9 protein-coding genes are annotated in these 11634 nt (G+C 69.3%); 4 read left to right on the top strand and 5 right to left on the bottom strand.

Annotation, left to right across the window (positions count from 1 at the left end; all coding sequences use genetic code 11):
* Positions 1-70: 70 nt before the first annotated feature.
* The 3 genes from R8G01_11105 to R8G01_11095 all read right to left on the bottom strand — a co-directional run bounded on the left by R8G01_11105 (position 71) and on the right by R8G01_11095 (position 3665).
* The gene (locus R8G01_11105; protein ID MDW3214539.1) at positions 71-1069 is read right to left on the bottom strand and encodes an ATP-binding cassette domain-containing protein; all 999 of its coding nucleotides are present in this window, start codon (positions 1067-1069) and stop codon (positions 71-73) included.
* Positions 951-2303 carry an ABC transporter ATP-binding protein gene (locus tag R8G01_11100; protein MDW3214538.1) on the bottom strand — a complete coding sequence of 451 codons (1353 nt, stop codon included), beginning with the start codon at positions 2301-2303 and terminating at the stop codon, positions 951-953. Before R8G01_11100 ends, R8G01_11105 begins: the two co-directional genes overlap by 119 nt.
* A gap of 255 nt (positions 2304-2558) precedes the next feature.
* Positions 2559-3665: a trimethyllysine dioxygenase gene (locus R8G01_11095; protein ID MDW3214537.1), complete on the bottom strand. Its 1107-nt coding sequence runs from the start codon at positions 3663-3665 to the stop codon at positions 2559-2561.
* An 83-nt stretch (positions 3666-3748) separates the two neighbouring features.
* On the opposite strand from R8G01_11095, the gene R8G01_11090 reads away from it, so the two are divergent.
* The gene (locus R8G01_11090) at positions 3749-4681 is read left to right on the top strand and encodes an alpha/beta hydrolase (protein ID MDW3214536.1); all 933 of its coding nucleotides are present in this window, start codon (positions 3749-3751) and stop codon (positions 4679-4681) included.
* A complete protein-coding gene (locus R8G01_11085; GenBank protein ID MDW3214535.1) occupies positions 4678-5487 on the top strand; it encodes an enoyl-CoA hydratase/isomerase family protein in 810 nt (269 codons plus the stop codon). The genes R8G01_11090 and R8G01_11085 overlap by 4 nt, the downstream gene beginning before the upstream one ends.
* A gap of 12 nt (positions 5488-5499) precedes the next feature.
* Here R8G01_11085 and R8G01_11080 read toward each other — a convergent pair whose 3' ends face one another.
* On the bottom strand, positions 5500-6072 hold the full coding sequence (locus tag R8G01_11080; GenBank protein ID MDW3214534.1) for a VOC family protein: 573 nt from the start codon (positions 6070-6072) through the stop codon (positions 5500-5502).
* An 80-nt stretch (positions 6073-6152) separates the two neighbouring features.
* Here R8G01_11080 and R8G01_11075 point away from each other — a divergent pair, with 80 nt between their 5' ends.
* Positions 6153-6941, top strand: coding sequence for an enoyl-CoA hydratase/isomerase family protein (locus tag R8G01_11075; GenBank protein ID MDW3214533.1), 789 nt, complete (start codon positions 6153-6155; stop codon positions 6939-6941).
* Positions 6942-6949: 8 nt separating this feature from the next.
* On the opposite strand, the gene R8G01_11070 is transcribed toward R8G01_11075, so the two are convergent.
* Complete coding sequence (locus tag R8G01_11070) at positions 6950-7672, bottom strand: M90 family metallopeptidase (protein MDW3214532.1); 723 nt, start codon at positions 7670-7672, stop codon at positions 6950-6952.
* A gap of 101 nt (positions 7673-7773) precedes the next feature.
* On the opposite strand from R8G01_11070, the gene hrpA reads away from it, so the two are divergent.
* Positions 7774-11580 carry an ATP-dependent RNA helicase HrpA gene (gene hrpA, locus R8G01_11065; protein ID MDW3214531.1) on the top strand — a complete coding sequence of 1269 codons (3807 nt, stop codon included), beginning with the start codon at positions 7774-7776 and terminating at the stop codon, positions 11578-11580.
* Positions 11581-11634: the final 54 nt, after the last annotated feature.

The raw sequence follows: 11634 nt of genomic DNA, 5'->3' as shown, positions 1-11634 counted from the left end.
GTTCGTGACGCCGAGGCGTGGCCTCGGCATCGGTCGGGTGCCCGTTCGGCGGCGCCGACGAGCACGATGGTCAGGCGATCGACACCTCCATCTCCTCGGCCGGGACGAGCGGGTGGTGGCACGCGACGTAGTGGTCGTCGTTCACCCGGCGCATCTGCGGTTCGTCGCGTGCGCATCGCTCGTCGGCATGTGGACAGCGGGTCCGGAAGCGGCACCCGGACGGCGGCGCGATCGGCGACGGCAGCTCGCCGAGTTGCACCATCGATTCGTCGACCTCGGCATCCGGATTCGGTTCCGGGTGCGATTCCATGAGGAGCCGGGTGTACGGGTGCGCCGGATTGGCGTACAGCTCGTCGGACTCGGACAGCTCGCACATCTTGCCGAGGTACATCACGGCCACCCGGTCGCTGATGTTCTTGACGACCGCGAGGTCGTGTGCGATGAACACGAGTGTGAGCCCGTACTTGGCCTTGAGGTCTTCGAGCAGGTTGAGGATCTGGGCCTGGACCGACACGTCGAGTGCCGACACCGGCTCGTCGCAGATGATCAGCTCGGGCTCCATCACCAGGGCGCGTGCGATCGAGATGCGCTGACACTGGCCACCGGAGAACTCGTGCGGCCGCTTGTAGCGGGCGACATCGGGGTCGATGCCGACGGCGTCGAGCATCTCGGACACCTTCGCCCACTGCTCGTCGGTGTCCTTGGGTCCCCACACCTTGAGCGGTTCGGCGACGACCTCGCCGATGATGCGGCGCGGGTTCAGCGACGAGATCGGGTCCTGGAAGATCATCTGGATGTCGGTGCGCTTCTGGCGCATCGCGTCGGTGTCGAGCTGCGTCAGGTCGGTGCCCTTGAGGGTGATCGACCCGCTGGTGGGGCGGGGGAGCTGGAGGATCGCCTTGCCCGTGGTGGACTTGCCGCACCCCGACTCGCCGACGAGGCCGAGGGTCTCACCCTTGAGGACTTCGAAGCTGATGCCCGACACGGCGTGGACCACCCGGTCGCCGCCGAGCGGGAACTCCATGACCAGGTCGTCGACACGCAGCAGCGCATCGCCGTTGGCCGACATGTGTGCCTTGCCCGAACCCGCCATCAGCTGGATCCCCCTGGATGTTGGAGTGCTGGATGTTGGTGTGGGCGAGTCCCTCGGCGACGGCGCGGTGGTCGACCGCATCGCCGACGATGCTCGAGTAGTCGGGGACGAGGTCTTCGCGGGCCGACATCTTGCCCGCAGCGGTGAGGGTCTGCGGGAGCCCGGCGGCGAGGTTGCTCTCGAACGCAGCGGTGTTCTCGGGGGTGCCGACCGGGATGTGGCACGCGTACTGGTGGCCCGCGGCATCGGTCTGCAGCGGCGGCTCGACCTCGATGCACACGGGTTGGGCATAGGCGCAGCGGGGCGCGAACTTGCAGCCGGGAGGTGGGTTGATCAGGTCGGGCGGACGGCCGGCGATCGCGCTCAGCCGTGTGTGCTTCGGCTGCGACGTCTTCGGGATCGACCAGAGCAGCGACTGTGTGTACGGGTGCTTCATGTCGGAGAACAGCGTCGAGGTGGGCGCCTTCTCGACGATCCGACCGGCGTACATCACGGCGATCTCGTCGGCTCGTGTGGCGACGACACCGAGGTCGTGGGTGACCATGATCATCGTCATGTGGTGCTCGCGCTGCAGTTGTGCGAGCAGGTTGAGGATCTGATGCTGCACGGTGACGTCGAGGGCGGTCGTCGGTTCGTCGGCGAAGAGCAGCTTCGGACTGCAGGCGAGCGCGCTCGCGATGCACACGCGCTGGCGCATCCCGCCCGACATCTCGTGCGGGTAGTTGTCGAACCGTTCGTTCGCCTCCGGGATACGGACCGACTTCAGGAGTTCGACCGCAGCGGCCCGCGCCTCGGCTTTGCCGATGTCGAGGTGGTGGCGCATGTGCTCGGTCAGCTGTCGACCGATCTTGACGACCGGGTTCAGCGAGGTCATCGGGTCCTGGAAGACCATCGCCATCTCGGCGCCCCACAGCGACTTCATCTCCTTGGGTGACCGGCCGACGAGCTCCAGGCCGTCGTAGAGCACCGATCCGGTGGTGACCGCGTTGCCGGCGGTGGTGAGCCCCATCACCGACCGCGAGAGCACGGTCTTGCCCGACCCGGACTCGCCGACGACACCGAGCGTCGTGCCTCGCCGGAGGCGGAACGAGACGCCGTCGACGGCTTTGACGGCGCCGGCGGGTACGTGGAAGTGCGTGCGGAGGTCGTCGACGACGAGGAGGTCGTCCTCGCTCCGTTGCCGCCTGCCGTGCGTGTTGGCGTCAGCCATGACCGTCAACGACGATTCCCCCTCGGTTCGTTCCCCGCCGGTCGCCCCCTGCGACCGAACTGCCGCCGACGTGTGACCGATGTCATCGATGGTGACATCGGTCGCACCCCGGTTCGGCTCATTGTGGTCGGTCTGACCACCCGACCGCCAGTCGGAGGGTCGGATCCGACGACGAAGATCGTCGAGCGGTCGGCCCCGACCGCCGTCGCGTCGACTCGACTGGCCGCGGACACAGCGCTCGACAGCGCCGGGAGGTCAGCCGGTCGCGAGGACTCGGCGGCGACTCAGGTAGTCCTCGCGGTTGATGTAGCAACCGCACAGGTGTCGGTGGCCGGTGTACGAGAGGCGCCCGTGGAGGACCCGCCAGTTGTCGAAGAGCATCGCGTCGCCCGGTGGGTTGACGCGGCGCCACTGGAGCCGTACGTCGTTCGCCCGACGTTCGAACGCTCGCAGCGCGTCGTAGAAACGATTCATCCGGTCGAACGGCAGGGTGAACGGTGCTCGGTCGGCGTTGTTGAACGACACCTGCTCGAGCACGCCGTCGGCGCCGTGGCGGAACACCGAGCGGGCCGCCCGGAGATCGACACCGTCCCCCAGGTATCGGCCGGGCACGTCGACGGTCGACAGCACCTCGTACGCGTCGGGGTCGGCGACCCGGAGCTGGGCCGCGACCCGGAATCCGTCGACCATCGTCGATTCCCCGCCGGTCCCGTCGAACGCCAGGCAGTGCAGGAGCTGGAGGCCCGGTGCGTCGTTGCTGTACGTGCCGTCGGTGTGGGGTCGCAGCTCCTGGTCGGTGTACGCGGTGTCGGCCTTGGACAGATCGGCCTGGAAGTCCCACATGCCGCCGAAGATCGTCTCGCGGACGTACCCGATGCGGCGAGCGAGCCGTTCCGTCGCCTCGGCCGTCGTTGGGGTGCCGGTGGCGATGCCGAAGCCGTAACGGGCGACGAGTTCGAGCCAGCGGGCGACACCGGCGTCGTCGGCGATCACCTCGTCGTACTCGACGACGGGCCAGTCGTCGAGGATCGACGTGCCGTCCCACAGCACACGTTCGGTGTCGTCGAACACGTTCGGGTCGCGATGGGCCGCCAGGAACTCGGTGGGCAGGATCGACGGCGGGTGGTCGTCGTCGTTCCACTCGATCACGACCGCGCCGCCGGTCGTCGTGACGCCGGTCGGCCGGAGCGACGGGTCGATCTCGGCGGTCACCAGTTGGCGCTGCTGCGTGTCGGGGTGGATGGTCGTCGGGTCGTGCGAATGATCGCGGAGCCAGATCCACGAGTGCTCGCTGACACGGCCGTCGGCCCAGTCGATGTGGAGTCGGTCGGACTCCGGGGTGAGGCGATCGATGCCGTTCACCGCGTCAGTCAACCACGCGCCGGCCGGCGATGTGCGGCGATCCGGGTTCGCTCCGTTCGCCGTCGGGTTCTACGGTGCTGGAGGTGACGAGCGACCCGGACCGTGTGGCCTACGACGAGTTCTCGATGTTCCACGAGAACGCACGGGAATGGGGGCTGCCGTACGACGAGCCGCCCACGGTCGAACGGATCGAGACGTCGCTGCGCGACGGTCGGTCGCTCAGCACGCTGCGTTGGGGCACGGGCGACCCCGAGGTCGTGCTCATCCACGGCGGGGCGCAGAACGCACACACGTGGGACACGGTCGCGCTCGCGCTCGATCGTCCGCTGATCGCGCCCGATCTGCCCGGTCACGGCCACTCGGGCAGCCCCGCCCCCGACGTGGGCACTCGGCCCGACGCCAACGCCGCGGACCTCGCCGAGGTGATCGACGGCCTGGCGCCGCGTGCGGCCCTGATCGTCGGCATGTCGCTCGGCGGTCTCACCGCGATCGCGCTCGCCTCGGCCCGCCCCGACCTCGTCCGGCGGCTGATGCTCGTCGACATCACACCCGGTGTCACCGGCGACAAGGCGAAGGCGATCCACGACTTCGTCCGCGGTCCGGCGACCTTCCCGAGGTTCGACGACCTGCTCGCCCGCACGATGGAGTTCAACCCGACGCGATCTGAGAGCTCGCTCCGTCGCGGGATCCTCCACAACGCGTTGCAGCTCGACGACGGCAGCTGGGTGTGGCGTCACCGTCGGGACGACTACACCGCCATGGGCGAGACCGACCACCCCGAACGCCGGGCCGACATCACCGAGTTGTGGGAACACGTCGAGGCGTCGACGGTGCCGCTCACGCTGGTGCGCGGGACGCGCGAACAGTCGGTCGTCGACGACGGCGACGTGGAGGAGTTGCGCCGCCGCCGGACCGACGCCGTCGTGGTCGAGGTCGATGCCGGACACAGCGTGCAGGGCGACCAGCCGATCGAACTCGCACGCATCATCGAGACGGCGCTGGGAGGCACCCGATGACCGTCGACTACGCGGAGCGGTTCCCGAGCTTCACCTACGACCGCCCGCGCGACGGCGTGCTGCGGGTGACGTTCGATGCGCCGGGCCTCAACTCGGTCGGGCCCGACGCACACCGCGAGATCGCCGAGATCTGGCTCGAGGTCGACCGCGACCCCGACGTGCAGGTGGCGATCCTCCAGGGCGCCGGCAAGGGGTTCTCCGCCGGAGGCAGCTTCGAACTGATCGACGGGATGATCAACGACTACGCCACCCGGACCCGCGTCATGCGCGAAGCCCGCGATCTGGTCTGGAACGTCATCAACTGCTCGAAGCCGATCGTGTCGGCGATCCACGGGCCGGCCGTCGGTGCCGGGCTCGTGGCCGGATTGCTGGCCGACGTCTCCGTCGTGGGTCGCACGGCTCGGATCATCGACGGCCACACCCGGCTGGGCGTCGCGGCGGGCGACCACGCCGCCGTGTGCTGGCCGCTGCTGGTCGGGATGGCCAAGGCGAAGTACTACCTCTTGACGTGCGACACGCTGACGGGGGAGGAGGCCGAGCGGATCGGGTTGGTCTCGTTGTGCGTCGACGACGACCGGGTGCACGACGAGGCGCTGGTGGTCGCCGACAAGCTGATGGCCGTGTCGCCGTCGGCGATGCGGTGGACGAAGCACTCGCTCAACCACTGGTACCGCTCGGCGGGGCCGGCGTTCGACGCCTCGTTGGCGCTCGAGTTCTACGGATTCGGCGGGCCCGACGTGGTGGAAGGCCTGGCGTCGCACCGCGAGCGGCGGCCGCCCGAGTTCACCGGTCCGACGTCGGAGTAGGGGCGAGGTTCGTCAGACGGCGACCGGTTCGTCGACGAGCTTGGTCGCCGGCACGCTCTCGAGCCCTCCGGCGCGGAGTTCGGCGAACGCCGGCACCGGATTCGGGTCCTGGAAGTACGTGGCGTCGGCGTAGTCGGGCTCGCTCCCGGTCGGGTCGTCGGCCCACCACGATGCTTCGAGTGCGATGCCGTTGGGATCGGTGAAGTAGATCGACCGCATGAGTCCGTGGTCGACCACGTCGGTGACCTCGGTGCCGGCCGCCGTCAGCCGTTCGCGCAGCGACGTCAGCGCTGCCTCGTCGGGGAGATCGAGGGAGAGGTGGTCGAACTGGCCGGCCCGCTCGTCGAACACGCCGGCAGGCTTGGCGACCATGTTGGTCTCGTGGCCGATGTACTCGAAGAAGGCGACCGAGTGCGACGGGCCGAACGAGAAGAAGTAGTGGCGGAACGTGTCGGTGCCGATCGTCGCCACCAGGGGCGCGCCCATGACGCCGTGCCAGAACCGCACGGTCGCATCCATGTCGTTGGTGATCAGGGCCAGGTGGTTCAGTCCTTGCCAGGGCACGGTCGACTCGATGGGGTTCATGGTGGGCTCCTTTTGTTGTGCTCGCAAGCTTAGCAGCTCTCGTGACGATCTGTCGAGCGAAGCAACCTACGCTGCCAGGCATGGAGCTGTCGACGATGTCCTACGAGGTGCGCGACCGGGTCGCGCACGTTCGCTTCACCCGCCCCGAAGGAGCGAACGCCGTGAATCCCGCGTTCTCCGCCGATCTGCGCGCGGTGATGGTGGCGATCGAGTTCGACGACGACGTCCGCGCGGTCTCGGTGACCGCCGAGGGCAAGGTGTTCTGCGCGGGCGGCGACCTCAAGCTGTTCCATCAGGCGGGTGACCGCGTGGCCGAGCTCGCCTCCGACATGCTCGTCGACTACCACGGCGCGATCTACAAGATGAACTCGATCCCGAAGCCGTTCGTCGCCGGTGTCCGTGGCGCCGCGGGCGGCGCCGGGCTCTCGCTGATGAGCGCATTCGATCTCGTGGTGTCGGGCGAGTCCGCCAAGTACACGATGGCGTACACCCGCGCCGGCGTCACGCCCGACGGCACGTCGTCGTACTTCGTCGCCCGCCACATCGGTCTGCGCCGCATGCTCGACCTGACGCTGACCAATCGGGTGCTCGACGCGGCCGAGGCCGAGTCGTGGGGGTTGGTCAACCGCGTCGTCGCCGACGACGACGTCGACTCGGCCTGCGCAGCGCTCGCGCAGCAGCTCGCCGACGGGCCCGCGTGGGCGCTCGGCCACGCGAAGCGGGTCGTGTACCACGGCTACGAGAACTCGCTGCCGACGGCGGGCGAGTACGAGGGCGTCGTCATCGCGCAGTCGATGCGGGGTCACGACGGCCAAGAGGGCATCGCGGCGTTCGTCGAGAAGCGATCGCCCGACTTCATCGGCGAATAGCCGGGGCGTCAGCGGCGGTCGGCCGGTTCCTGACCGTAGAAGTCGGCCAAGCGCCGGTACACCCGCGGGTGGCGTTCGCGCAGTTCGACCGGCCGTGTGAAGAACAGCTCGCTGGTCACGGCGAAGTACTCGGCCGGATTCGTCGCGGCATACCCCCTGATCAGCCCGTCGCTGCCGCGGCGCCGCAGCCGCCGGTAGTTCGTGCCGAGCGTCTGGACCCAGGCCGACTCGTCGGCGGGCGAGGGGAGCGGCGGCATGCCGTCGGCCGCACCGTCGAGTTGATCGAGCTTGTGGGCGAACTCGTGGTACACCACGTTCACCCCGCGCTCGGGGTTGTCGATCTGCCGGGCCACGGTCTGCCAGTCGAGCAGCACCGGCCCCCGGCCGTGACCCGACTGGCCGGCGAGGTACTGCCGACCGGACGTGTACACGCCGCGCACCGGACCGGGACGATCGCCCCGCGTGACGATCGTTCGGCCGTGGACGATCACCGATTTCACGTTGAGGTAAGGGTGGGTGTCGGTGCCGAAGCCGGCGGTCAGGAGCGCGGCGTGCGCCGCGATCACGTGGATCATCACGTCGGTGACGTCGACGTCGCGGGCGCCTTCCCACGAAGCCCGGGCGACCAGGCGCTCACCGTGCACGAGGAACCGTTCCTGTTCGGCCGGTGACAATCGGTCGAACTCGGCCGGTGCCGCATCGCGCAACGCCGCACGCGTCCCGGACCTCACCCCGACAGTGTGCCGTCGCCGGCAGCGGTTCGCAGCCTCCACTCGACGCTTCGGCAAATCGTGTGGGATTGCGCGCATCGAGCTGCGAACCTGAGAGCGGCATGTCCCGTTCTTCGAACCGCCAACAGCGCTCGGCCCCCGAGCGCGATCAGCGACGGATCGACGCGCGCCGGGCGATGCTCGATCGCCTGGCGAACCCGGTCCGGATCCCGGAGTCGCTCCCGATCGCCGACCGGCAGGACGAACTCGTTGCCGCCATCCGCGAGCACCAGGTGGTCGTCGTCGCCGGTGAGACCGGTTCGGGCAAGAGCACCCAGCTGCCGAAGCTCTGTCTGTTGGCCGGTCGGGGTGTCGACGGGATGATCGGGCACACGCAGCCTCGCCGGGTCGCGGCCCGCACGGTCGCCGAGCGGATCGCCGAGGAGGTCGGCACGACGATCGGCGAGGCGGTCGGCTACACCGTCCGCTTCAACGACCGGGTGGGCGACGGAACGCTGCTGCGGGTGATGACCGACGGCATCCTCCTCAACGAACTGCAGCGCGATCGGATGCTCCGCCGCTACGACACGTTGATCATCGACGAGGCGCACGAGCGCAGTCTCAACATCGACTTCATCCTCGGCTACGTCAAACAGTTGCTGCCGAAGCGTCCCGATCTCAAGGTGATCGTGACGTCGGCGACGATCGACACCGACCGGTTCGCCGAGCACTTCGGCGTCGACGGCGTGCCGGCGCCCGTGTTCGTCGTCGAGGGCCGCACGTACCCGGTCGAGGTGCGCTACCGCCCCTTCGGTGCCGACAACGAGGACGACCCCGGCGACCGACGCGACCAGGTCAGAGCCGTCATCGACGCGGTCGCCGAGTTGGAGTCCGAGGGGCCGGGGGACGTGCTCGTGTTCCTGAGCGGCGAGCGCGAGATCCACGACATCGCCGATGCGCTCCGTCGCGCCGACCTGCGCAACACCGAAGTGCTGCCGCTGTACGCGCGGCTGTCGTCGGTCGAACAGCACCGCATCTTCCAGCCGCATCGGGGTCGACGCATCGTCCTGTCGACCAATGTCGCCGAGACCTCGATCACCGTGCCGGGTGTCCGCTACGTCGTCGACGCCGGCACCGCGCGCATCTCGCGCTACAGCCGCCGGCTGAAAGTCCAGCGACTCCCGATCGAGCCCGTGTCCCAGGCGTCGGCCAACCAGCGGGCAGGTCGGTGCGGCCGGGTCGCTCCGGGCGTGTGCATCCGGCTCTACACCGAGGACGATTTCGACGCCCGCCCCGAGTTCACCGACCCCGAGATCCTGCGGACGAACCTGGCGTCGGTCATCCTGCAGATGACGGCGATCGGGCTCGGTGACGTCGCCCGGTTCCCGTTCGTCGAGCCGCCCGATCATCCCGCCATCCGCGACGGCTACCAACTGCTCGAGGAGTTGGGAGCGCTGCGCGAGGGCGAGATGGGTTCGCCTCGCGAACTCACGTCGACGGGTCGTCAACTGGCGCGCCTGCCAATCGACCCGCGACTCGGCCGCATGGTCGTCGAGGCCGGGCGTCTCGGGTGTGTCCGCGAGGTGCTCGTCATCGCGTCCGCCCTGTCGATCCAAGATGTCCGCGAACGGCCGAAGGACTCGCCCGAACGCGCCGCCGAACTGCACCGACGCTTCGACGTCGACGGTTCCGACCTGCTCTCGATCGTCGCGCTGTGGGACTACCTGCGGGCCCAGCAGCGTGAGCTGTCCGGCAACCGCTTCCGTCGGATGTGTCGCGACGAGCATCTCAACTACCTGCGCGTCCGCGAATGGCGCGACCTGTACAGCCAGCTCCGACAGGTCGCCGGCCAGCTCGACATCCGGCCGACGGTCGACGAATCCCATCCCGACCACGTCCACCGGGCGGTGCTCTCGGGGCTGCTGTCGCAGATCGGCACGAAGGACGGCGATGGTCGCGAGTACCGGGCCGCCCGCGACGCCCGGTTCGTGATCGCGCCCGGTTCGGTGCTGTCGAAGCGTGGGTCGAAGTGGGTGATGGCGGCGGAGCTGGTCGAGACGAACCGGCTGTGGGCGCGTCGCGTCGCGACGATCCAGCCCGAGTGGGCCGAGTCGCTCGCGGAGCACCTCGTGAAGCGATCGTACGGCGATCCGTGGTGGGACGCCCGTTCGGGCCGTGCGGTCGTCGCCGAGACCGTCACGCTGTTCGGGTTGCCGATCGTCAGCGCCCGCATGATCGGCGTCGGCCGGGTCGATCCGACCCTCGCCAGGGAGATGTTCATCCGGCACGCACTGGTCGCCGGCGACTGGGAGACCCGACACGAGTTCCTGGCCGCCAACGAGCGATTCGTCGAGCGGGTCGCGCTGCTCGAGGCGCGCGTGCGCCGCATCGACCTGCTCGACGACGAGATGGTGTTCGAGTTCTACGACGAGCGCGTCGGCGCCGACGTCACATCGGGACGCGACTTCGATCGCTGGTGGAAGACCGCCCGACGTGACCAGCCCACGCTGCTCGAGCTCGATCCGTCCGTGCTCCGGAACCGCCGAGGCATCCGGCTCGCCGACTATCCCGACACCTGGACCGTCGGCGGTGCCGAGTACCCGCTCACGTACCGGTTCGAGCCGGGTACGGCACTCGACGGAGCGACGGTCAACGTGCCGCTGACGGCGCTCAACCAGTTCGACGATCGGGGCTTCGACTGGCTGGTCCCCGGCTACCGCGAAGAACTCGTCGGGCTGCTGATCCGCTCGTTGCCCAAGGAGCTGCGTCGGGAGCTGATCCCGATGAACGACACCACCGCCGCCGCGTTCGAGCAGCTCGGGTCGCCCGACGGCCGACTCGTCGACGCGCTCGCCCGGGTCCTCGGCGAGTCGAACGGCGTCGAGGTCAGCGGCGACGACTTCGTGTTCGACCGGCTGCCGACGCACCTGCGACTCCACATCGTGGTCGTCGACGCCGACGGGGCGGTCGTCGACGCAGGTGACGACCTGGCGGCGATCCGGGAGCGTCAGGCCGGTTCGGCCCGATCGGCGTTGGCCGACGCGGCGCCGTTGGCCGAGCGACGCGACATCCTCACCTGGGACATCGGCACGCTCGATCGAGTCGTCGAACAGCGGTCGGGTGACGGTCACGTCGTGCGGGCGTACCCCACACTGCTCGATCGGGGCGACAGCGTCTCGTTGCGGGTCGTCGACAACGAGGCCCTGCAGCAACGAGCGATGCGCGGCGGCGTTCGACGTCTGCTGCTCATGGCCGCGGCCCCGACCGTGGCGCGCGTCGAGCGGTCGCTCGACCAGCGGTCGGCCCTGGCGGTCGCCGCCGGCTCGGTGCCGCTCTCCGAACTCGCCGGCGACGCGATCGAGGCCGCGGTCGAAGCGGTGATGTCGAGGTACGAGTTGCCGTGGGACGACGGAGCCTTCGCCCGACTCGAACGAGCCGTCCGCGACGAGACCCCGACGCTCGCCGCCGACGCGCTCGCGGTCGCCGCCGACATCGTGGCGGCCGCCCATCGGGTGGCGCAGCGCACCTCGTCGCTCACCGCCGGTTCGTTGTCCGCCACGGTCGCCGACGCCGAAGCACACGCGCGCCGGCTCGTCGCGTCGGGCTTCGTCCGCCGCTCGGGCACCGACCGGCTGCCCGACGTGCACCGGTACGTCCGCGGCATCGAGTACCGCCTCGACCACCTCGGCGGCGATGTCGAGCGTGACCGCCGGCGGATGGCCGAGGTGCGACCGATCGAACGCGCGGTCGCGGCGGCCATGAGCGATCCGGCCGTGCGTGGCCACGATCTCCGAGACGTCGCCTGGATGGTCGAAGAACTCCGCATGAGCATCTTCGCCCAGCCGCTCGGGGTCGAGGGACCCGTCAGCGTCAAGCGGATCCGGCAGGCGTTCCGATCGATCACCGGGCAGCAACTCCCGGACGGCTGACCGCGACCGACGACCGCTGCGTTCCGACCCTCGACCGTCGACGTCCGGTCGTTA

Source organism: Ilumatobacteraceae bacterium (genome assembly GCA_033344875.1).
Taxonomy (GTDB): Bacteria; Actinomycetota; Acidimicrobiia; order Acidimicrobiales; family Ilumatobacteraceae; genus Ilumatobacter.
This window is presented reverse-complemented; position numbering and strand designations above follow the sequence as displayed.

Excerpts from the sequence above, each read along its gene's own strand:
- R8G01_11105 (MDW3214539.1), bottom strand. The coding sequence starts at position 1,069 with ATGTCGGCCAACGGCGATGCGCTGCTGCGTGTCGACGACCTGGTCATG.
- R8G01_11100 (MDW3214538.1), bottom strand. The coding sequence starts at position 2,303 with ATGGCTGACGCCAACACGCACGGCAGGCGGCAACGGAGCGAGGACGAC.
- R8G01_11085 (MDW3214535.1), top strand. The coding sequence starts at position 4,678 with ATGACCGTCGACTACGCGGAGCGGTTCCCGAGCTTCACCTACGACCGC.
- R8G01_11080 (MDW3214534.1), bottom strand. The coding sequence starts at position 6,072 with ATGAACCCCATCGAGTCGACCGTGCCCTGGCAAGGACTGAACCACCTG.
- R8G01_11075 (MDW3214533.1), top strand. The coding sequence starts at position 6,153 with ATGGAGCTGTCGACGATGTCCTACGAGGTGCGCGACCGGGTCGCGCAC.
- hrpA (MDW3214531.1), top strand. The coding sequence starts at position 7,774 with ATGTCCCGTTCTTCGAACCGCCAACAGCGCTCGGCCCCCGAGCGCGAT.